This window comes from Leptolyngbya sp. ST-U4 (assembly GCF_039962215.1).
Classification (GTDB): Bacteria; Cyanobacteriota; Cyanobacteriia; order Elainellales; family Elainellaceae; genus Leptolyngbya_A.
Genome location: NZ_JAMPKZ010000001.1, coordinates 1,100,944 through 1,122,361, shown reverse-complemented (window position 1 = coordinate 1,122,361; position 21,418 = coordinate 1,100,944). Strand labels below are relative to the sequence as shown.

Annotated in this window: 21 protein-coding genes and 1 tRNA gene; 11 read left to right on the top strand and 11 right to left on the bottom strand. The window is 52.1% G+C overall.

The window, feature by feature from the left end:
• Positions 1–68: 68 nt before the first annotated feature.
• From NDA02_RS04860 to NDA02_RS04845, 4 genes are all read left to right on the top strand, one after another.
• Positions 69–1,871: a DUF1989 domain-containing protein gene (locus NDA02_RS04860; RefSeq protein ID WP_190790701.1), complete on the top strand. Its 1,803-nt coding sequence runs from the start codon at positions 69–71 to the stop codon at positions 1,869–1,871.
• 8 nt (positions 1,872–1,879) lie between these two features.
• Positions 1,880–2,389: a hypothetical protein gene (locus NDA02_RS04855; RefSeq protein WP_190790700.1), complete on the top strand. Its 510-nt coding sequence runs from the start codon at positions 1,880–1,882 to the stop codon at positions 2,387–2,389.
• Between the two features lie 20 nt (positions 2,390–2,409).
• The gene (locus tag NDA02_RS04850; protein ID WP_190790699.1) at positions 2,410–3,147 is read left to right on the top strand and encodes a GntR family transcriptional regulator; all 738 of its coding nucleotides are present in this window, start codon (positions 2,410–2,412) and stop codon (positions 3,145–3,147) included.
• A gap of 201 nt (positions 3,148–3,348) precedes the next feature.
• Complete coding sequence (locus tag NDA02_RS04845) at positions 3,349–4,458, top strand: S-(hydroxymethyl)glutathione dehydrogenase/class III alcohol dehydrogenase (RefSeq protein WP_190790698.1); 1,110 nt, start codon at positions 3,349–3,351, stop codon at positions 4,456–4,458.
• Positions 4,459–4,657: 199 nt separating this feature from the next.
• Here the strand turns inward: NDA02_RS04845 and NDA02_RS04840 are convergent, their stop codons facing one another.
• On the bottom strand, positions 4,658–5,680 hold the full coding sequence (locus NDA02_RS04840; RefSeq protein WP_190790697.1) for a glutathione S-transferase family protein: 1,023 nt from the start codon (positions 5,678–5,680) through the stop codon (positions 4,658–4,660).
• Positions 5,677–6,981 carry a cysteine desulfurase-like protein gene (locus NDA02_RS04835; RefSeq protein WP_190790696.1) on the bottom strand — a complete coding sequence of 435 codons (1,305 nt, stop codon included), beginning with the start codon at positions 6,979–6,981 and terminating at the stop codon, positions 5,677–5,679. Before NDA02_RS04835 ends, NDA02_RS04840 begins: the two co-directional genes overlap by 4 nt.
• A 126-nt stretch (positions 6,982–7,107) precedes the next feature.
• Here NDA02_RS04835 and NDA02_RS04830 point away from each other — a divergent pair, with 126 nt between their 5' ends.
• Both NDA02_RS04830 and NDA02_RS04825 read left to right on the top strand, forming a co-directional pair.
• Complete coding sequence (locus NDA02_RS04830) at positions 7,108–7,740, top strand: rhomboid family intramembrane serine protease (RefSeq protein ID WP_190790649.1); 633 nt, start codon at positions 7,108–7,110, stop codon at positions 7,738–7,740.
• Positions 7,741–8,244: 504 nt separating this feature from the next.
• Positions 8,245–9,747, top strand: a complete 1,503-nt coding sequence (locus NDA02_RS04825) for a helix-turn-helix transcriptional regulator (RefSeq protein ID WP_242067186.1) — start codon at positions 8,245–8,247, stop codon at positions 9,745–9,747.
• Between the two features lie 184 nt (positions 9,748–9,931).
• Here NDA02_RS04825 and NDA02_RS04820 read toward each other — a convergent pair whose 3' ends face one another.
• Both NDA02_RS04820 and moaC read right to left on the bottom strand, forming a co-directional pair.
• Positions 9,932–10,591: a DUF4142 domain-containing protein gene (locus NDA02_RS04820; RefSeq protein WP_348254487.1), complete on the bottom strand. Its 660-nt coding sequence runs from the start codon at positions 10,589–10,591 to the stop codon at positions 9,932–9,934.
• Between the two features lie 251 nt (positions 10,592–10,842).
• On the bottom strand, positions 10,843–11,367 hold the full coding sequence (gene moaC, locus NDA02_RS04815) for a cyclic pyranopterin monophosphate synthase MoaC (protein WP_190790646.1): 525 nt from the start codon (positions 11,365–11,367) through the stop codon (positions 10,843–10,845).
• A gap of 34 nt (positions 11,368–11,401) precedes the next feature.
• Here moaC and NDA02_RS04810 point away from each other — a divergent pair.
• Positions 11,402–11,475: transfer RNA gene (locus NDA02_RS04810), tRNA-Arg, on the top strand.
• 74 nt (positions 11,476–11,549) lie between these two features.
• On the opposite strand, the gene NDA02_RS04805 is transcribed toward NDA02_RS04810, so the two are convergent.
• Positions 11,550–12,797 carry an MFS transporter gene (locus tag NDA02_RS04805; RefSeq protein WP_190790645.1) on the bottom strand — a complete coding sequence of 416 codons (1,248 nt, stop codon included), beginning with the start codon at positions 12,795–12,797 and terminating at the stop codon, positions 11,550–11,552.
• A 548-nt stretch (positions 12,798–13,345) separates the two neighbouring features.
• Between NDA02_RS04805 and NDA02_RS04800 the strand changes: the two genes are divergently transcribed.
• Positions 13,346–14,863 (top strand): hypothetical protein, encoded by a 1,518-nt coding sequence (locus tag NDA02_RS04800; protein WP_190794287.1) that lies wholly within the window; start codon positions 13,346–13,348, stop codon positions 14,861–14,863.
• Here the strand turns inward: NDA02_RS04800 and NDA02_RS04795 are convergent.
• Both NDA02_RS04795 and NDA02_RS04790 read right to left on the bottom strand, forming a co-directional pair.
• Positions 14,850–16,049: a homocysteine biosynthesis protein gene (locus tag NDA02_RS04795; protein WP_190794286.1), complete on the bottom strand. Its 1,200-nt coding sequence runs from the start codon at positions 16,047–16,049 to the stop codon at positions 14,850–14,852. The two genes, NDA02_RS04800 and NDA02_RS04795, sit on opposite strands and share 14 nt — an antisense overlap.
• Before the next feature lie 31 nt (positions 16,050–16,080).
• Positions 16,081–16,281, bottom strand: coding sequence for a hypothetical protein (locus NDA02_RS04790; RefSeq protein ID WP_190794285.1), 201 nt, complete (start codon positions 16,279–16,281; stop codon positions 16,081–16,083).
• A 78-nt stretch (positions 16,282–16,359) separates the two neighbouring features.
• On the opposite strand from NDA02_RS04790, the gene thrB reads away from it, so the two are divergent.
• The gene (thrB, locus tag NDA02_RS04785) at positions 16,360–17,286 is read left to right on the top strand and encodes a homoserine kinase (protein ID WP_190794284.1); all 927 of its coding nucleotides are present in this window, start codon (positions 16,360–16,362) and stop codon (positions 17,284–17,286) included.
• 196 nt (positions 17,287–17,482) lie between these two features.
• Here thrB and NDA02_RS04780 read toward each other — a convergent pair whose 3' ends face one another.
• The gene (locus NDA02_RS04780) at positions 17,483–17,956 is read right to left on the bottom strand and encodes a DUF4168 domain-containing protein (RefSeq protein ID WP_190794283.1); all 474 of its coding nucleotides are present in this window, start codon (positions 17,954–17,956) and stop codon (positions 17,483–17,485) included.
• 56 nt (positions 17,957–18,012) lie between these two features.
• Complete coding sequence (holA, locus tag NDA02_RS04775; protein WP_190794282.1) at positions 18,013–19,026, bottom strand: DNA polymerase III subunit delta; 1,014 nt, start codon at positions 19,024–19,026, stop codon at positions 18,013–18,015.
• Positions 19,027–19,110: 84 nt separating this feature from the next.
• Between holA and NDA02_RS04770 the strand changes: the two genes are divergently transcribed.
• Positions 19,111–19,272 (top strand): hypothetical protein, encoded by a 162-nt coding sequence (locus NDA02_RS04770; protein WP_190794281.1) that lies wholly within the window; start codon positions 19,111–19,113, stop codon positions 19,270–19,272.
• 1 nt (position 19,273) lies between these two features.
• Positions 19,274–20,062: a DUF1868 domain-containing protein gene (locus tag NDA02_RS04765; protein WP_190794280.1), complete on the top strand. Its 789-nt coding sequence runs from the start codon at positions 19,274–19,276 to the stop codon at positions 20,060–20,062.
• 34 nt (positions 20,063–20,096) lie between these two features.
• On the opposite strand, the gene NDA02_RS04760 is transcribed toward NDA02_RS04765, so the two are convergent.
• On the bottom strand, positions 20,097–20,822 hold the full coding sequence (locus NDA02_RS04760) for a gamma-glutamyl-gamma-aminobutyrate hydrolase family protein (RefSeq protein ID WP_347277925.1): 726 nt from the start codon (positions 20,820–20,822) through the stop codon (positions 20,097–20,099).
• A 21-nt stretch (positions 20,823–20,843) separates the two neighbouring features.
• Positions 20,844–21,413, bottom strand: a complete 570-nt coding sequence (locus tag NDA02_RS04755) for a 4a-hydroxytetrahydrobiopterin dehydratase (protein ID WP_348254484.1) — start codon at positions 21,411–21,413, stop codon at positions 20,844–20,846.
• Positions 21,414–21,418 lie beyond the last annotated feature (5 nt).

The following is a 21,418-nucleotide window of genomic DNA, read 5'->3' as shown; positions in this document are numbered from 1 at the left end:
GTTCTGAAGATAATTCTAAGAACACGATAAAATCTGATTTTGCAATCAGCTCTGATGTTCCGCAGCCGATGGGACGTGTCATTGCAGACTATCGAATTGAACCCGGAACGGCGATCGCCTACAGGGTGCAGGCAGGACAGTATATTCAAATCATTGACGTGGAAGGATCGCAGTGTTCGGACTTTCTGGCGTTCGCGGGCATCGATGATGCGGAAGAACTGGACAGCACTGCGACTCGCACCCTGAATGGCTTGGCAATGCCTCAGGCTGGACTGCTGGGCAAATATTTTTCGCAAACGCTCCAGCCGCTGTTTGAAGTGATTCAGGACACCTGCGGACGACACGACAGCTTCCTGCTTGCCTGCACCAACCAATACTACGAAGACGCAGGCTATCCGGGACATCCAAGCTGTAGCGATAACTTTAATCGAGTTTTGCAGCCGTATGGCATTGCGGCCCGATCGGGCTGGGCGGCGGTAAATTTCTTTTTTAATACTGCCGTAGATTGCAGCGGGGCGATCGTCTCAGCCGAATCGTGGTCGCGTCCGGGAGACTATGTGCTGTTGCGGGCAAGTCGCGATTTGCTCTGCGCCAGTTCCTCCTGTCCAGACGATATCGATCCGGCAAATGGCTGGCATCCCACGCCGATTCAGGTGCGAATTTATGACAGGAGCGAAACTTTTGCGCGATCAGTTGGGCGACGAGCTTCCCCCACGCTGCCCCTGCGACAAACCCAACCCAGCGCATTCACCGATCGCATTGAGACGCTCACCGATCATTTGGCAGAATACAACGGCTTCTGGGTTCCTCAAACCTTTGCCCACCACGGCATTCAAGACGAATATTGGGCACTGCGCGATCGAGCCGTTTTGCTGGATCTCTCCGCACTGCGAAAGTTTGAGATCTGCGGCGACGATGCCTTGAATCTGCTTCAGTATGCCTTTTCGCGAGATGTGACCAAACTGCAAGTCGGGCAGTCTGCCTACGGCTGTTTGCTCAATCCCCACGGTGGCATTGTGGATGATGGGATTGTGTTTCGACTGGCAGCGCAGGTGTTTCGCTATGTGGGCAACTGCGACTCTGACGGGGAATGGCTGGCACGGCTGGCACAGCAACAAAGTTTCTCGGTGACGATCGATCCCAGCAGCGATCGACTTCACAATCTGGCACTTCAGGGTCCGCTCTCCCGACAAATTCTGCGATCGATCACCCAGTTTGATTCAAAATTCACCCCCTACACGATCGACGATCTGCCTTATTTTCATTTTGCGATCGGCACGATTGCCAACGTTCCCGTTCTGATTTCGCGCACCGGATATACCGGAGAACTGGGCTACGAATTATTTGTGCATCCTCGTGATGGGTCTGCCCTTTGGGATGCGCTAATGGCTGTCGGAAAACCGTTTGGACTGCAGCCGATGGGAATGTTTGCCCTCGATCGCGCCCGAATTGAAGCCGGATTGCTGAGTGCCGGACGAGAGTTTGACGATTTAACATCGCCCTATCAGGCGGGAATCGGCTGGTCAGTGGCACTGAAGAAACCCGATTTTATTGGCAAAGCCGCCCTGGAAGCAATCAAGCCACACCCACCTAAAGTCGCTGTTGGACTGGTGCTAGACGGCAATGAAGTCGCAGAACCCGGACACCCTATTTATGCGATCGGGGAACGCTGGCGCGTCGGTATGATTACGAGTGCAACCTTTTCACCAATTCTAAATCGCAGTATTGCTCTGGCTCAAGTGGCTCCTGAATACAGCACGATCGGCACTGAGTTGGAAGTCGGCGTGATGGATGGAATGAAGCGACGAATCAAGGCGATCGTGGGAACGCTGGCAGCTTATGATCCAACCAAGAGCAGAGTACGAGCGTGAGAACGAAAATGGGAACGAAAGAGAGAACAGAAACGGAGATCAAAACCTACCTCTGGGATATCGCAGGCGTTGATGGTCTGCAAGCAATGAAAAGTATCGTAGGTGAAGCGATCGATCGAATTGCGCCGTTTCGATCTCTTGAATCTCAGCTTGGCGGCGAGCATTGCTCAATTCTGCGGCTCTGTGAAAACAACTTTCGGATTTCCTGTTGCGGAGACAATGCCCCCATTGCTCAGGTTTTGAATACTTTGTCCACTCAGCATGTCTGGATCAAAAAATTTAACTGGCTGGGGTCGTTGATTCTGCCTGAAGCCGCCTTATCTCAACTGTTGCTGATTGCGATTTCTAAACCGCCTCACCGACTGGAAAATCTGCCGCTGCACTGTGCTGCCCCTGCTCGCATCAACGGAATTTCTGTGCTAATCTGGCGACACCCAATTGCTGGAAAACCCGCCCTTGAACTACACGCCGCTCAGAAAGATTTGCCTCAACTTCAAGCAAAGCTTCAGCCTCTTTAACTCACCCGATCGCCCTCTCAATGCCGATTCCCCTTCACCTGGCAATTTCTGAGCAGCTTCGTCATCAAATCACAAACGGCGAGTTTAAACCGGGCGAACAGTTGCCCAGCGAACACCAGCTCATGCTGCAGTTTGCAGTCAGCCGCATTACTGCCCGACGAGCGATCGCCAATCTGGTCAACCAGGGCTTAGTCGTTTCTCAGCGCGGCAAGGGCGTGTTTGTCAAAGAACAGCGCAAAGTCACTTATTCGCTGTCCAGCCCGATGATTTTTTTTGAAGCGGATATGCTTCGTCAGGGTGTCACCAGTTCCATTCGCAATCTTGTGTTTAAATCGGTTTCTCCTCCGTCTACCATTCGTCAAACACTGCAACTTTCGCCCAATCAATCCGAAGTCTATCTGCAAAAAAAACTGCTGCTGCTGAACGACGTTCCCGTTGCCATTGATATTACCTACATCCTGGCAAACCTGGGCAAAACCTACGCTAAAGACCTGAAGCAGCACATGACCTTTCCCACCCTAGAGCAAAATGGCGTTCTGATCGATCGCATTACCGCCACCCTCGAATCTACTCGTGCCAACCCTGAAACCAGCGAATATCTAGGCGTTCCCCTTGGGGAGCCGCTGATCGTCTACTGCTACACTGCCTACACCCCCGCTCATCAGCCGATCGTCACCGGAGAAGCCCTCTCGCGAGGCGATCGATTGGCATACTCAGTGGAGATTAGAAAACAGGACTTGCAGAGGCGATCGGAATAGGAGACCAACGGTTCAGCCCAAGCCTTCAGACCAATATTCACGAATCAGCACATGGAATTGATGCGGTCTGATTTTCTAGACCTTAATTTCTAGCCAGACCTTAATTTTTAGAACGATATGTCATAGTCAAAGAATGGTTTAACCACCCATCATGCAAGAAGCTTAAACAAGCTTTACCGAAACGATCGCAGGAGAAAATTTATGGATGTGAAAGCAGCCGTAGCCTTGGAAGCAGGCAAACCTTTGAGTATTGAAACCGTGCAGCTTGAAGGACCAAAAGCAGGCGAAGTGCTGGTCGAAATCAAAGCGACAGGCGTTTGCCACACCGATGCTTTCACGCTGTCTGGGTCAGACCCCGAAGGGCTATTTCCGGCGATTCTAGGTCACGAGGGCGCCGGGGTTGTCGTTGAAGTGGGCGCAGGCGTAACTTCAGTGAAACCCGGAGATCATGTGATTCCGCTCTACACGCCAGAGTGCCGCAACTGCGAATACTGCCTCAGCCGCAAAACAAATCTCTGTCAGGCAATTCGATCGACTCAGGGCAAAGGACTGATGCCCGATGGAACGAGCCGTTTTTCGATCGATGGTCAGATGATCCATCACTACATGGGCACATCTACCTTTGCCAATTACACCGTGCTGCCCGAAATCGCCGTTGCCAAAATCCGGGAAGATGCCCTGTTTGAAAAAGTTTGCTACATCGGCTGTGGTGTGACGACAGGCGTGGGAGCCGTAATTTACACCGCAAAGGTGCAGCCCGGTTCAAACGTAGTCGTCTTTGGGTTGGGCGGCATCGGACTCAATGTGATTCAAGGCTGCCGCATGGTCGGGGCGAATATGATTGTCGGTGTGGATCTGAATCCGCAGAAGCGCGAACTGGCAGAAAAGCTGGGCATGACTCACTTTGTCAATCCCAAGGAAGTTGAAGGCGATCTGGTTGCCCATCTGGTAGAACTGACGAAAGGCGGTGCGGACTATAGCTTTGAGTGCATCGGCAATGTGAATGTAATGCGGCAGGCGTTGGAGTGCTGTCATAAAGGCTGGGGCGAAAGTACGATCATCGGCGTAGCGGGAGCCGGACAGGAAATTAGCACTCGTCCGTTTCAGTTGGTGACAGGTCGGGTCTGGAGAGGCAGCGCGTTTGGTGGCGCAAGAGGACGCACCGACGTTCCCAAGATTGTGGACTGGTACATGGACGGCAAAATCAACATTGATGATCTGATCACGAACGTGATGCCGATCGAGCAAGTGAACGAAGCCTTTGATCTAATGCACCGGGGTGACGCAATCCGAACGGTTCTAACTTTCTAGAATTTGTCGCTTAAAGAATAGTGGGTCAGTGGGAGAGGTTGTGCGCTGTCCCCTAAATCCCCCAATCCTGGGGGACTTTGAGATTTATCGTCAAATATTCTTTCTCGATCGCTTCAGTACAGGCGACTAAACGATTCGCACTCTCACTGACTAAAGGCTCTTTCGATGGTTTCGCAATCTATTATCCTCAAGACCCTCCCTAAAACAAGTCCTTAAGCTTTGCTCGATCGTGCGGTGCAAGCAAAGTGTCCAGACTGGAACCTGTGGGAATAATGCCGCCCGGATTCAGCGGAAACAAATTGCCGTAGTAGTCGCGTTTAATCACTTCCAGATCACAAGTGCTTGCCACGCCTGGGAGCTGATACAAATCGCGCAGATAGCCTGCCAGATTTGGGTAGTCCTGAATCCGGCGACGATCGCACTTAAACAATCCATAGTAAACCGCATCAAAGCGGATCAGAGTTGTAAACAGGCGCACGTCTGCCAGCGTTAAGCGATTCCCGCACAAATATCGCTGATGTTCCAGAGCCACATCAATCTCGTTCAGAACAGTAAAAAGCTCATTCACGGCAGTATCATAGGCTGCTTGCGTCTGGGCGAATCCGCAACGATATACGCCGTTATTCACTGCGTCATAAATTTTTTCGTTCCAGGAATCGATCGCTTCTCGTAGCTCAGCAGGATACAAATTGAGTTCAGGATACTGAGAAAATTCATTCAATCGATCGTTCAGCATCACGATGATTTCTGCGCTTTCGTTATTCACGATCGTTTGTGTTTGTGTATCCCAAAGTACGGGAACAGTCGATCGCCCGGTATATCCCGGTTTAGCTTGCTGATATAATTCCGCTAACGTCTGCAAGCCATTCTCTGGAGTATCAAATATCCATCCTCCTGCTTCTGGCGAAGGAGAAACGATCGTTACCGAAATTGCATCTTCTAATCCCTTCAGGGCACGGACAACCAGCGTTCGATGTGCCCATGGGCAACCCAATCCTACATAGAGCCGATAGCGTCCTGTGGCTGGCAGATAAGGGCGATTAGAATCTGTATCAATCGCGTTTCTAAACTCGCTGGCTGGACGAATGTAAGCCCCCGACGCATCGCGTGGCGCAAGCCGAGACATCATTAAATGCCACATTGTTGTCCAGGCAAATCGACCCAATCGGATAATGGATTTGGCAGGTAAGGTTGCTTTCGCTTTTCGGGTAGGCTGAGTCATGGTGATTCACTTTTTGCAAGCTGATGCAAAACCTCCAGCATTCGATCGATTTCCTCGGTCGTGTTGTAATGGGCTAAGCCAATTCGCACCATGCCGCCCTGATCTTCGACGCCGAGCCGTTCACTCAAATTCAGCGCGTAGTAGTTGCCCGACCAGGTAAAAATGCCGCGATCGCTCAACGCCTGAGCAACCTGCTTTGGATGATAGCCCTTTAGCCGAATTGAGACCGTGGGTGTGCGCCACTGAATGCGATCGAAATCGGTGATGCCGTAAAACTGTAAACCCGGAATTTGCAGCAGTTCGGCGATGAGATATTTTGCTAAATCGGCTTCGTATTGCTGAATCGCGTTCATTGCCGCTACCAGTGCAGCCCGTCGATCGGCACTTTGAGGGTCAACTTTTCTGCCCAGATCTGCTAAATACTCGATCGCCGCCGTTACGCCCGCCATTGCTTCATGATTTTGGGTTCCGGTTTCCCAGCGATCGGGCGAGGTATTCGCTGCCGGACGGACTTTGTAGGGATACAGCCGATTTAGCAATTCTGCTTTGCCGTACAGCACACCCGCATGAGGTGCAAAAAATTTGTAGGGCGAACAGGCGAGAAAGTCACAGTCCAACGCCTTGACATCGATCGACCCATGAGGCGCGTAATGAACCGCATCGATATACACCCAGGCTCCTACTTGGTGAGCCAGCTCAACCGCTTTTGCCACATCGCTAATTGTTCCAACCGCATTCGAGGCATAGCCGATCGCTACTAGCTTTGTTTTCTCAGTGATCTGACGCTGCAAATCTTCATAATCTAGCGTGCAGTCTTCGGGGTGAAAATCAACCCAGCGAATCGTCACGCCGATCTCAGCTAACGCCGTCCAGGGAGACACATTGGCATCGTGATCCAGCCGCGTCACTACAATCTCATCTCCGGGCTTCAGTTCACGGGCGATCGATCGGCTGAGGGCAAACGTCAGCGTCGTCATATTCGCGCCAAATACCACTTCTTGCGGGGCACAGTGCAAAAAATCTGCCATTGCTGCATGGGCAGACTCGATCGTGCGATCGGTGCGCTGGCTGGTGAGAAAAACGCCGTGGGTGTTGGCATTGGCAAAAGTCAGGTAATGGGTCATCGCCTGGATGACTCGCTGCGAAACCTGTGTGCCACCGGGACCATCAAAAAACACGGCAGGTTCTCCGTTCACGGTTTGCGCCAGAGCCGGAAACTGGGCACGCACCCAGCCCAGGTCGATCGCAGGTTGGGACACAGTGAAAGAATCAATCACGGTAGAGAGGAACAAAAGGGGCATCTCCACGGTATCAAACTTGCAATTTATCAAACTTGCAATTTACCGTTTGGCTTTGTGAAGTCACTGGAAACCCACGACAAATCTCGTATGATGCTTCAGGGCGTATTTCAAAAATTTGATATCAGAATGCAGCCGATTGCTTCGCAGTTCCCCGAAGGGGTAATCGCACTTGATCCAACAATTCAGCTTCAGCTTGAGATTTTGGGAGGATTTATCGTCCTGCTCTGGGTACTGGAAACCGTGGATCAGCTTTTGCTGCGAAATCGGCTTAACGCGCTGGGCATTCGTCCGTGCACTCAGATTGGACTGCGGGGCATTCTCTTCGCGCCTTTGCTGCATGGCTCCTGGGCACATTTGGCGGCAAATACTGTTCCGTTTCTGGTGCTGGGCTGGCTGGTCTTGCTCAATGGGTTCAATCAGTTTGCGATCGTGACTGCTGTCGTCTGGATTGTGAGCGGCTTAGGAGTCTGGCTGTTCGCGTCCCGAAATTCGCTACATATTGGGGCAAGCGGCGTCGTTTTTGGCTATCTGGGCTTTTTGCTGGCGCGTGGCTATTTCAGGCAGGACTTTGGATCGATCGCGATCGCTGTCGTCGTCCTGGCACTCTATGGACCGCTGATCTGGGGAATATTACCCTTCCGGCGCGGCATCTCCTGGCAGGGGCATTTGTTTGGCATGGTGGGCGGGGTGCTGGCGGCTCGTTATATGCCTCAGCTACAGCAGGGGTTTGCGACAATCGAGCGGATGCTGCAACGGTAAAAGTATTTCGGCTTGTTTTAATTCCAACTCCAATTCAAGGGGAGTCGATCGCGCCTGGAATCTGGAGCCAGCGTGAAATTTCTGGTGCCGCTCGAAAGGCACGACCTCAGGGGCTTGACTTTATCTAGCCCTATCTAGCCCTAAATTGGGCATAACGGGCGAGCACCCTACTCTATCTATATAAACAAATCGGCAACTACCAGCTTGCTAAACGCTATATATGGAGTAACCTATGTAGAAAGCAACCCCTGGAGAGGTCTGAAAAGTGCTAGCCGTTGTCCGAACTGCCTCCTCAATCCTGAATCCTGCTCTCAATTCTGCCAGGAATCTAGCTCGCTCTCAGAGTTTTAAGTCCCCGGTTAGAGGGGATTTAGGGAGCAATGCGGCATCTTCGCCACTCCTCAGCCCACCTCCACAAACTTAATCTCTCTACTAAACAAAAGACGATCGAGTTTTAGTCCCGTTAAGCCACCTTAGCAGCAAGCAGGATTTCCCATGGTGTACATGAGTCAACCCAAGGATTTGTTTCGCCTCCCAGTTCAACCCGTGGGGGCTAAATCTCAAATGGCTTCTGACTCTGCTGCTGTTCGCTTGAAGCAGGCAACGCAAGCTCGGTCGCGTAGTGTTCCCGAAACGATGTTGCCCACCGCCGCTCGCCAAAGTCAAAAATCCGCTCGATCAGGAAACGATCGACCCACCGAGCGACTTCACCTTAACCCTGACCTCTTTGCTCATGGCTCATCGACTCGCATGGCTTCGGCTCTGCCCATTTGGGAGGCAAGCAATATTTTGACGCAGCGCGGTCATCTCCCCTGGCAAAACGATCCCGATGGCAAGCTCCACTACGCCAAAGACATTGATAACGGGCAGGGAGCAATTCACTTCTGGGTGACAGAAGACCTGGAAAATGATTACCCAGTCTCCCTGGCAGGGGCAGCCGCACTCGCCGTCGTGGATACCTTTGATATTCGGGCAGCCTGTATGCACCTGATTTATGCTGCCTGCGCGACTCAGTTTGCCAAGCCCTGGGAGCAGGAACTCGTAATTGACGATCGCCAGATCGAATCTTATCTTGGCTTAAAAAAACGGACTGACCTAAATCGACAGCAAAAGCTAGCCCTGATCGAAGAGATCGCCAAACAGCCCTGCAAAATCACAACCTTCATTTCCTACCCCAATCAGGGCAAGGTCAAAGGTTTCACCCTAGAAGAAGGACGGCTCTGGCACTTGCTGGGCACTCGCTACCACTATCAGCACGACCTCCTGAGCAACAAAGAACTCGTCGGCATTACCTTTGTGATTCGAGCCGGGCTTTGGGCAAAGTATTTTCTCAACGAAGAGGGACGACGCAAGCAAATTGCTCACTATCAGCACGGCATTCTTTCCAAGACGCTGCTGGAAAGTATCATGAGCCTCTGGCAGCATCGCGAAGGGGCTGCGCGTCTCATGGTCTGGCTATTGTTTAAGACTCAGTTCGATCGCCGCCATCCGCTCACGGTGCAAACCCTGATGGAGGTTGCCTACGGTCAAGAAAAAGTTCAGCAAGCGCGACTCAACAGCGAAGCCCGGAAGCGACTTTCCGCCAACTGGGACGAAGACCTCCTAACGCTGCACGAGCGGGGCTGGAAACTTCAGTTCGACCCAGAATCCTACCCGATCGAAATTCAACCCCCAGCATTTGGGCGAATGACCGCTCGCAAACCCAGAGGTTTCTTTGACAAGCTGCTGGCAGCCCGCCTGTGGATTACGGCTGAAGCAGGGACGATCGATCAAATCACTCCCTCTGAAGACGAAAACACCAACGCAGCTTTGCAAATCGAAGAAATCTCCAATCCCGTTGAACTAAGTGGATCACAGGTAAAGGATCTGCGCATCAAAAAGGGCTGGAGCCAAAGAAAACTCGCATCAATGACAGGAATCAGTCAGGGACTTATCTCACTGATTGAAAATGGAGAGCGGAATATTACCCCTGAGAATGCAGCAATCCTGCAACAGGTTTTGAGTTAGGAAGTTGTTCGAGCAGTCGCGACAATTACGCTGGACTGTCCCCTGGTTCCGAAATTGGGCGGAACCTTGCTTTAAGGATTCAAAGTCCCTCAGGACTGGGAATTTAGGGGGCAATGCAGGATCTCTGCAACTGCTCAAACAACCTCAAACAACATCACACAAAACCACGATCGCGCCAAAACTACTACTGAACCGAGGTTGTACCCGATTGTGGTGCAATCGCTCCAGCCGAGTTAACGCTGTTAAACCGCTGAGGAACCCGAGCAAACTGATAGTTCGTCAGACCAGATGCAGCCGTGAAGTGCTGGTTAATGATGGGCAAACCGCGATCGGCAAGCGCAACCAGATCAGGATTTTGACCAAAGGCAGCTTCGCGCTGATAAAGTGCTGCACTTTCCAGGTGAGCGTTAATGCCGCCCTCACTCAGAAATGCCTGGTCGAACTGCGCGCCTAAAAGCTGAGAGAGCTGTGCCATTGCCGCTTGGTATTTCGGAGCAGGTTCAGTGGGCAGCGTTACACCCACGGTCGGCGCGATCCGGGTTAGCTCTTGCTTCACCAGATTTTGCTCGTCGATCTCTGCCTGAGCAAACTGCTTCACTGCATCGCTGGTTGCCTTTTGCAGCGCAAGCTGAGAAATCATGATATTGCCGTTGCCAGCCTGAGCCGCTTCCAACATAAACTGCTGATCGATCGGGCCAAGCTGACTGGCGGGTTGAGCAGTGGTCGTCGCAGGGGCAGTTTCAGTGGGGGCAGTCGAAGTGGAAGGGGTTTGTGCCACAGAGCAGCCCACGGCGGCAAATAAGCCAATCAGGGCAAGGGCAAAGGACATGAAAACTTTTCTCATGACGGGTGAGGCTCCTAAACTTTAGAAAATTGAATCTGCTTTTCGAGATGGGGGTTGCCGGAAAGCATTTGTCTATTGTCTGTTTCCAATGTTTAGATTCCGATACAAAAACCCCTCTTTCCTTAGATGGGTTTCAGGTTTAATTGGCAGTGTTTGACCAGTACTTGCTTTGCTACGCTACTCCTATTGCTTGCTCCTGCACCTCCCTATTGCCGGCAGGGCACCACCGCAGCTCTCGCTCCAAATGTCCGTTAAACCACTGTGTCTAATCGGTAATCCCCAGATTTACCGCCCGTTTTCTCAAGAAGCTGGATAGACTCGATCGCGATCGACTTCTCCAATGCCTTTGCCATGTCATAGAGGGTTAGTGCTGTGACGGAAACTGCGGTAAGAGCCTCCATTTCAACGCCTGTTTCAGCTTTGGTTTTCACCGTTGCCTGAATCTGAAATCCGGGTAGGTCGGCATCGGGAATAATTTGCACCTCGACTTTTTGAATTGGTAAGGGATGGCAGAGCGGAATCAGGTTTGACGTTTGTTTCGCTGCCATAATGCCTGCAATCCGCGCTGTGGCTAACACATCTCCTTTCGGAGTATTGCCTGCCTGAATCGCTGCCAGGGTTTCCGGCTGCATTCTGACTCGCCCGATCGCAATCGCAGTCCGCACGGTTTGCGTCTTTGCAGAAACGTCAACCATTTGTGCCTGTCCCTGCTGATCCAGGTGAGTCAGCGAATTTGGCGAATGATTCAGATCATCTGAAAAGTTGGCGTTTGACATTTCTGCTGATTGTGTTACTATGAATTCTTGGCAAGGGCGTGTAGCTCAGTGGACTAGAGCACGTGGCTACGGACCACGGTGTCGGGGGTTCGAATCCCTCCTCGCCCGTAGGTGAATGACTGGATGAGGTGGACAAGTTAATGCCACCTCTTTTTATTATTCCTGGTTTTGTCCAGGGATGATTATTCCTGGTTTTGCCCAGGGAAATCCACTGCATAAAAATCCCCACCTCGACCCAGCCCAAACTGCAGCGAGTGGCGCAGATCTTTGCTCGATTGGGTCAGGAAAATCACCATGCTTAGCAGTGACAGTCCAGCGCAAACCGCGAAAACGCCTCGATAGCCACTGTTTGTCGCCAGCAGTCCAAACAAAGGTCCAGCGATCGCGATGCCTGCGTCAAAGCCTACCATGCAGAGTCCAAAGGTGCGTCCGCGCTCGTCTGGCTGGGATCGATCTGCCATTAAAGCCGCCATCATGGGAATCAGCGTTCCGGCAGCGGCTCCTTCCACGGCTCCCGCTAGCAAAAACATAGTGACGCTATTGGCTCGCCACAGCATCAGCATCGATAGCGTGTACAGCACCAGACTCATGCTGATAAATACGCCGCGCCCGTAGCGATCGGAGGCAGGACCAACCAGAAAGCGAATCGCAAAGCCGGTAACCGCTGTTGCGGTGTAAAACAGTCCGGCATTGAGGCTCACGCCGACTTCGCGAATATAGAGCGGTGTAAAGGTGCTGAGCGCGCCAAACGATAAACCGATCAGCAGCAGAACGATCGCCGGAATCCGAATGCGTGGCGTGAGCAGCAGTTGCCAAAACTGTTTGGGCTTGCCGGAGGGATCGGGTTTGATTTCTGATCGAGGTTCTCGTACCTGAGTTGTGCAGACTAGCCCCAAAATGCCTAAGCCACTGGTCAGGAGGAACGTTAGAGAAAAGCCCAGCCCCTCGTAGAGCAATCCCCCAAATGCCGGACCGAGTGCCATGCCGATCGGGTTGACCAGGCTCATGTAGCCAATCAGTTCTCCGCGATGCTGAGGGGGCGATAGGTCTATGACCAGGGCACTGTATGCCAGCGCAAAGGCAGCAATGCTGATGCCGTGAAACGCCCGAATGCCCATTAACAGCGGAATCGAATTCGCGATCACGTAGCCGATCGGCGCAAGGGTAACTGCCGCCATGCCAATCAGCAAAACGATTTTGCGTCCGCGACTGTCTGCTAAACGCGCCATCCATTCCCGGCTTGCCAGCAGTCCCACCGCAAAGCACCCCATCACAATGCCTACCGTTTGAGGCGTTGCGCCGAGTGATTCTATATACAGTGGCAGGGTCGGCAGATGGGAGGCTAACCCTGACCAGAAGAGAAGTCCGGCAACAAACAGCACCAGCAAATCGCGCCGAACCGAAGGATTGAGCTTGGTAAAAACGTTCAAGGCAGATTGATCTCGATCGTGTCTTTAAGAAATGTTGCTGTTTTCAATCATGCCGCGATCGAGCCAGTTTGACTAATGTACAGAGAAGGATTCCCTGGAGCCTTAGTAGCGGCACAGTAGCGGCGGATTAGCCGATCGGATCGAAAGCAAGTAAAACTTCCCGAAAACTAAAACAATGTTGCTGCTTTTTCAAGTTTTTGCGATCAAATCACTACAGCTTAAAAATTCAGATTACAATGAATCCTGTACGCAATAATACGGATACCCTCACGTATTTTTTCGTACTTGGCTCTTGTGGTTGCAGTGCTGGCAGTGCCCCTCTGCATCGCGCTGCAACTTGCCATAATTCACGGTTTTTGCTTAATCTTTTTGCCCCATCTTTGCTTGCTTCCTGGATTCAGGTTGCGATTCATCTCACGTCTTTCTCAGCGTACTCACTCTCAGCGTACTCACTGGAGAATTGCTGTCGGTTTTGAGCCGCTTTGATTTTCAGCAGCGTTGAGAGTACGGCAAGTATCAGAGCATTTTATTTTCTGCAATTCCTGCGCTTGACTTCCATGATTGGAGAATCTTCTAATTCCCCGTTGGCTGCGGTTTCTGTTAGCCATCGCTCAGCATCGCCACACTCAGAAATATCTCGTTCTGAATCCTCGCATACGGTTCAGCAGGCACAGCAGATCGTTTATGACTATCTGCTAAACATTGTGAAGAGCTGGATGCCGGGTGATGTTCTAACCGAGTTTAAGCATCTTTTTATTCATCATTCCCAGGCAGCGAACACTGAAGTTTTAATCTGCCTGCATAAGATTATTTTTTTGAACGCTAAGCAGGAATTTTGCTATACGCTCAAGCGAGCGTGCTACATCTTGATTAATAACTGGGATGTGCGCCGTAATCATGAACTGATTCAACAGTTGATTGAACTCTTTTCTGATTCCATTCTCGATCGCCCCTCGATCTCACCAACGCTCAAGCGGCTGCACCAATGGCTGCGCGAGTTTGCCGCCAGTACCGATTTCCAGGAACTAAAGCTTTATGTAGAGCGATACGATCAGCAAAAACAAAATTGGACTCATCACTTTGCGTCTTACTTACTGGCTTCTCAATTTGCCAATCTGAATAACTCGATCGAACAGCGGCAGGCAGCCTGTAAACTCTCCAGACAGCTTCGAGAGCAGTTTAAGTTTGATCTGGCACGCTATACTGCGCTGTCGCAAAGTTCTATCAGTGTGCAAAGACTTAAAAATCCAACGGGATTAGGCGATCGAGTTCTGCATTTGATTAAGCGCATTGTGCTGCGACGTGGCTCTTTTAGTTACTCGAATATTGCCCGGATTTTTATTGGGCAAATTCAGGGTTTAAGCTATCAGGAATTCAAGCAAAGTTTGCTGGAGTATCTGACGTTTTCGCTCGATCATCCTCAGTTCGTACAAACCCTTCAGGAGCATCTTGCGGAAAAGCTGGTGCCGCTATACGGCGATCGCGATAATCAGCCTATTACCTCTGCGCTGCTTATGCGAACAGCGAATCGAATGATTGATTATTTGTTAACCGAAAACGGCGAAGAACCTTCTGCTCTGTTCATTCTGCTGCTGTCTAGGGGAAACGCGCTGCTGCTGGTGATTGTGCTGCTGAAAATTGTGCTGGTTTGTCGTTATGTTCGCGTTCACTTGGAAACTCGAATTGCTGAGATTATTCGATACTACAAGCAGTACCCAGAAGAAGAGTGCCGCCAGGTGATTGACTTCCTGGAAATTCTGCACATCACGCTCACAATTTATACCGAGAACGTACAGTATACTCTTGTGAATATGAACCAGGCCCAGCGTTATACCGGGCGTTATTCTGTGCCGCAGCCCAACTTGGAAACCTACCGCATTTTTTCGCAGATGTGCTCAACCCAGGCTCGGTTAAACCTAGTGCAAAGCAGCTTTTCCCAGGTCACAATGACTCCTGCCCAATCTGCTGAAGTAGGAACTGCTGGCTCAGTTGAAGTAGGAACTGCTGGCTCATCCAGTCATCCTGCGGTTTCGTCGTCTGCTGATCAGGAAATTACTCCAGTGTAAGCTGACTACCCCAGCGATCCTGCGCTAGAAACGCCCGATCCATCGGAATCGAGGCAACGGGTTCGGTCAGGGTGAATTGCCCAGAGGTAATCCACTGCTTTAGCTCCAGCGCGATCTGACGGGCAAGATAGAGGCTCGACAGCGAAGCCACCCGCACTGTTTTGCCGTCGATCGTAATTCGACCCGACTTAAGCTGGGCATAGCTGACCAATCCAAAGGTCGGACGTACCCGACGCGGAATCGAAAAATCCACCACGGGAACCACCAAATCCTGGTCGCGGACAGACGATCGCAAAACGACTTCCTCATTTAGCACAGGCAGCGGAATTCCCACCCCCAGCATCAGCGAAGGACCATAGCCACGAAAGTAGCAGCCGCGCACCCACTGGGACTGCATTTGCTTGGCATCGCCGATCAGGGCAAGAGTTGCACCGGGTCCAACCGGAGTATGATTCGGCAATCGTTTTTGCAGCGGAAAATGCTGGGTTCCTTCCCACGCCACATAGCCCACACCGCCCCCCAGAAAGATGCGTGTCCCAATGCCCACCACCTGCAAATCGGGATCGTTCATGAGCGGCGACATTGCGCCCGGATTGGAGTACACCGCATTGCCCAGGTGGGGCTGAAGCGGTCCCAGATAGGTGTAGAGCGGTCGATCGCCTCCATTGACGCCCACAATGAAATTTTGATAGGCATTGCGCGGGTTGAAGAGATAGAACTGGTTGATCGTGTCGCGGGTAATCGTCGTTTCAAACGAAGCCCGTGAATAACAGTCCGTTGATTGACCGCTTGCCCGCAGATGGACTGCCTTACCCGCAATCAAATCGGCAATTACATGACCGCCGCCCCGCTCTCGTTGCTCATCTCCGTCTGGTCCATCACTTTTGCCCGGGAATTCGGTCATCTGCGTCGCGCCCAGGTATAAATCGACTGCGCCAAATCCGGCGTATGCCGCGACCCCATCCAGCCAGCACTGACGAATTTTGATCGGCGGATCGGTCTGTCCCAGATTCAAAATCGCGCCGGAGGACTCCATCGGCTCAAATGCACCTGTAGTGATCACATCGACCTGTTTAGTCGCCTGGGTCACGCCAATTTCCTGCACCCGTGCTTTTAGTTCCTCCGCCGTCCAGACGATCGCTTTCCCAGCTTGAATCTTGTCGTTGATTTCTGCGATCGATCGCATTCTAAATTCCTCTTAGGGTTGCCTTTTGCGATTATTCCTGGACTTTTTTCGATCGCCAAGCCAGCAGCCCCGCCATCAGGATCGAGGGACTCAGCACGAGAGCTAGGGCAAGGCTAGACGTTTCTGGAATCTTTTCCAGGAAAGGCAAGAATTTGATGGCGATCGAAATTGCTGCCGACAGTAGCCCGATTTTGAGCAAAACGCTGAGTGAGTCGTTCAGAGAGCCATTCATGCCAGGGATTCCTTTCGGGCGGGGTACGGGGAATAGTAAACTGATTCTGCCTGATTGCTGACTATCTTCATTTTGCTCATGGCTGTTTCAACTGTGACGGTTACGGTTCCTGCAACGACTGCGAATCTGGGTCCCGGCTTTGACTGCATCGGGGCAGCATTCACGCTTTACAATCGGTTTCAGTTTACTGCTTTGCCGGACACAGAATCGCCGCTTACGATCGCAGCCACCGGACTCGAAGCTGATCGCGTTGCCACAGACGATCGCAATCTCGCCTATCACGCCTTTGAGCATTTTTATCAAACCTTAGGCAAAACCCCGCCTCCGCTGCATCTGGCGATCGATCTTCAGGTTCCACTGGCGCGAGGGTTAGGCAGCTCTGCCACCGCGATCGTAGGTGGACTGGTCGGCGCAAATGCCCTTGCCGGATCGCCCCTGTCTCGCGAACAGATCATGAAGCTGGCGATCGAACTGGAAGGACATCCCGATAACGTTGTGCCTGCTTTGCTAGGTGGCTGTCGGCTTGCGGCAACTCAGCTAGACGGCGGCTGGGCAATTTGTGAAGTTGGGTGGCATCAAGACATTGTGCCGATCGTTGCCATTCCTGATTTTGAGCTGTCTACCGCGGAAGCGCGGCGCGTGTTGCCTGCTCAATATAGCCGTCAGGATGCGATTTTTAATATTGCCCATCTGGGCTTGCTGATTCGGGCATTAGAAAGCGGGCGATCGGATTGGCTCCAGACCGCCCTTCAAGACAAGATTCATCAGCCCTATCGTCAATCCCTGATTCACGGTTACTCCTCGGTTGAGGAAGCGGTGATAGCGGCGGGAGCGGATGGATTAGTGATTAGCGGAGCCGGACCCACCTTGCTGGCACTGACTCGCCCCGATCGCGCTGCTGCGGTCGAATCTGCGTTAACCCAAGCCTGGACAGCCGCCGGAGTCACCGTGCAAACCCAGCGGGTGCAGATTGACACCCAGGGGGCGACGATCGCTTTTCCTTAAGAACGTGGATTTACCTTAAGAGCATGGATTTAAGCGTCGATTTAAGAGATCTGCTGTAAGAATCGAAAATTCCCCCTTGATCCCCTAACCCCTGCTTCCACCAGAGGCAAAGGGGAGCCGAAGCTGCAATCAGAGCGTGAGTTGAATTCAAACTCCCTCGCCCTTCCTGAGAGAGGAATTTAGGGTGGGGGTTTCCCTACTGAAGCTGTAGGATTGCCTGCTGGATCCGCTCTGCCAGAGTCGGATCATTCTCGTGGGCAGCGGTGATTTGATTAAAGCGGGTAATGCTCAACTGGTTTCGATCGGCGATCTGAATTGCGCTATTGCAAAATTCGATCGCGTTCTGGCGAATGCCGGAATCGAGTTCTTGCAGGCTGCTAGGGACATCGCAGCGAATCGCGGGCACATAGCCGACCCGATTTTTGATCGTGTTGTAGGTGCTTTGCCGCAGGGGTTCAATCGACAGCACCGCACGGGCATAGCGTTGAATTTCGTCGCTGCTGACCGATTGCGCCTGGGCACTGCTGCTAAAGCTCAGAGACGCCGTAGGCGCGTGGTAGCTGGGAACCCAGCCCACTAGCACACCCACAGCCGAAGCTGTCGCAATTAAACCAAATTGCAATTGGCGATTCCATTTCAGACGAGACAAGGGACGTAGCGCGGAGATCATAGTTAACGGTTACTAAAGTCGTAACGATTCAGGTATTCTGAATGCCTTGAATTATTTTAGGGGCGAGATGTTCCAGGCTGATGCTGCCGGACAAACAGTTGGCACAGTTCAATCACTTTTGTTTGAAGCACTGCCATTGGATCGCCGCCCTGGCTTTTAAGGCTAAACTCTAGCTCCAGCAGCAGCGGCAACGTTTGTCTCAGGCTATCCAGGGGAAGCGATCGCACTTCCTGCTTCAGAAAATAAATCCGCTTCGGATTACTCACTTCTGCCATTCGAGCAATTTCGCGATCGTCACGTTCACCCGACTCCACCATCAGCTTGATCCACAGCCAGGTGCGAAACTGTCCTACCAGCGTGGACACAATGCGAAGCGGTGGCTCGTTTTGCTTAAACAGGTCAGCCACCAGGGTCAGGGCTTTTCCCGTATCTCCCTGCTGAATTGCGCTGGCAAGCTGGAGGCTATTTTGCGTGTAGTTGGTGACGAGGCTGGCAACGATCGCTTCATCCAGGGGTTCCGACTGAGATTTGCTATGGAGCGACAGTTTCTCTAGCTCTAGATACAGCTGCCGCGACTGATTGCCTACCGAGTCTGCTAAAAGCTGCACCGCATCACGGGTTAACTTCACGCCCATTTCCTGAGCCGATCGCCGCACCTGCTCGATGATCTGGTCGGTCTTCCAGGGGGGAATCAAGGCAAACTCGCGGATTTCGGCGTATTTTTGCAGCAGTTTGGTCGATTTAATCCGTCCGTCAGGTTTACTGCTGGAGGTTAGTAGGAGTACGTTAGTATCTGGAATCGCCGGAAGCGTTCGGTCAAGCTCGCTCAGAAGTTCCTCAGAACATCGCTGAGCCAGAGAAGTCTCAACTAGCCAAACGAGTCTGCTGCCCGTCCCAAAGGGTGCAGTCATCACTTGATTGAGTGCTTGGGTAATGCCATCGCTTTGTTCGGGGGGAATCTTGTCATAGTTAAAGCTTGCCCAGTCGGGGTCAAGGGTGCGATCGCGCAACGCTTCCACTGCCCGATTTAAGGCAAAATCATCATCGCCCCAGTAAAAGTAAATTGGCATGAATGCGACCTCGACTGCGTGATCCCCGCCCTCCATTTTGGAGCAGATTCCCGGTAGAGTAGGGAAAGTATTAGATGAACCTTTTTGTTTACCATTCTCGATCGAGGATTGGGATTAGATTTCAGAAAGCAGGTTTCAAACCTTCTGGATCACTCCTGGATCGCGGTGAAGCAGTTTCCCCTGTGGGACGATCGCCCATCCTATCGAGGATACCGATTCCTATCAGTTAAGCGCGAGGCAAGTTAGCTTGGACGATACCTATCAGATTTATATCAATCGAGTGGCACGCCTGACCCTGCCAGAGGTTTTCCAGTCGCAGGTGCAGCATATTCAGCCGTCTCCTAAGTTTGTTCGTCAGCCCGATGGCACAATCCACCCCGCTCCGTTTCCGGGCTATACGATTATTTCTCCGCCCTGGGAAGACGACCCGCAAAATGAGTCGTTTTACAATGTTCTGCGCGATTATCAGCAGCGATCGGCTCAAACCCTGGAACCTGGGCTGCTGCTCCCGGTGCCGCCGGAGAGCTTCCATTTCACCCTGGCAGATTTAATTTGGGCAAGTGCCTACCACCATGCGATCGAAGACCCTGCCTTTGAGCCGCAGCTTCACGAGCGAGTTGGGCAAAGCTTTGATAAATGCCGCTTTTTGATGGAGGCACAGCAGCCGATTCGCTGGCAGGTCATGGGCTTATTCCTCAGAACTCGCGCTTTGGGCGTGTGTCTTGCGCCTCGCGATGAAGAGTCCTATGAGCGGGTGATTGAACTGCGTCGGACAATTTATCAAAATCCCGACGTGATCGCGCTGGGTATTGAGCAGCAGTACAATTTCACGGCGCACATCACGCTAGGATACTTCGGCGAAGCGGCAGCCACCACCGATCGCGATCGGCTTGCTCAGCAGCTCATCGACTTGAACCAGTACTGGTACGATATTGACGCGCCTCAGGAAATCAGCGTGCGGCGAGCAGACCTGCGAAAGTTTGACGATATGACGCGCTATTATCGGCAGCCGGATTGGGCAATGCTGGAATTTTGATGAGGAGATGAAGGGATGAGGAGACGGGGTAAGGTTATGCGCCTAACGCTAACTCTTCGTCCTGGAGCCAGTGGCGCAGAAATTGTCTCAGCCATCGCTCGACGGCAGCTCCGTGGCGATCGAATCCGGCAATGTGCTGTTCGTAGGGCTGTGCGCCGGGGAGGACAAGCTGTTCGCCTGCCTTAGAAACCCACAGGTCGATCATCGATCGCGTAATTTCGGGATGGAACTGCACTCCGTAAGCGTTTTCTCCATAGCGATAAGCCTGATTTTTGAAGGTTTCGCCTGTTGCCAGCAGTTCTGCTCCGTTGGGTAGCTCGAAGCCTTCTCTGTGCCAGTGGTAGACGTGGGTAAGCCCAATCAAGGGGTTTGGTTCGCTCGGGCCTTGCCTGGTTAAAACGGGCTGGATCGGCATAAAGCCAATTTCGCGCATCTCTTCGACGTGGGGAGCAACCTTTGCCCCTAACACTCTGGCAAGCATCTGTGCGCCTAGACAAATTCCAAGATAGGGCTTGCCAGAATCGAGGGCGACCGAAATCCAGTCCAGTTCGGTACGGATAAAGGGCAGCGTTTCATCGTCGTTCGCACTCATTGGACCGCCAAAGATAATAGCTCCAGCATGGTGATCCATCGTTTGTGGAAGTGTGTCACCAACTGCCGGACAGCGAATATCTAGCTCATACCCCATCTGTCGTAGCACTTGTTCAACCAGGCCGGGGTCAGAGGTTTCCTGGTGAACAACGACGAGTATTTTTTCCACGCTGATTCTCGTTGAGGGAATTTAGCCTGCCAGTTCACTCATTCTGCGGGCAAGCTGGATATCTTTCATCGTAATGCCGCCTGCATCGTGGGTCGTGAGGTCAACCGTAACGCGATTGTAGACATTAAACCACTCTGGATGATGCCCGATCGCTTCGGCAACCAGGGCAACGCTCGACATAAAGCCAAACGCCTCAACAAACGAAGGAAACTGAAACTGGCGATGCAGCTTACCGTTTTCGATCTGCCAGCCGGGAAGTTCACGCAGCATAGCATCGAGATCTTGAGGAGACAGCAGCGAAGTAGACATAGAAGTAGACATCGGCGAAGGGTCCTCAGCTTCAGCAAGCTGATGCACAGTGGGTTCAGAGGTTTGGGCAAGGCTTGAGGCAAAGGACTTCCCCGTGAGGAGTAATCGCGCCTCAAAGACGTGACCGAATACGCCCAAAATCAATAAAGCCAATGCTAGCGCAAGGGCAATTTGTCGGGAAAGCGATCGTCTTAGCCAGGTTTGCAACCGTCGGCTCCTAAGCTTTTGCAAGGGCAATCCCAAATTGTAGCCTGAGCGATGCTTGAACTCACGATCCTTCACCGTTT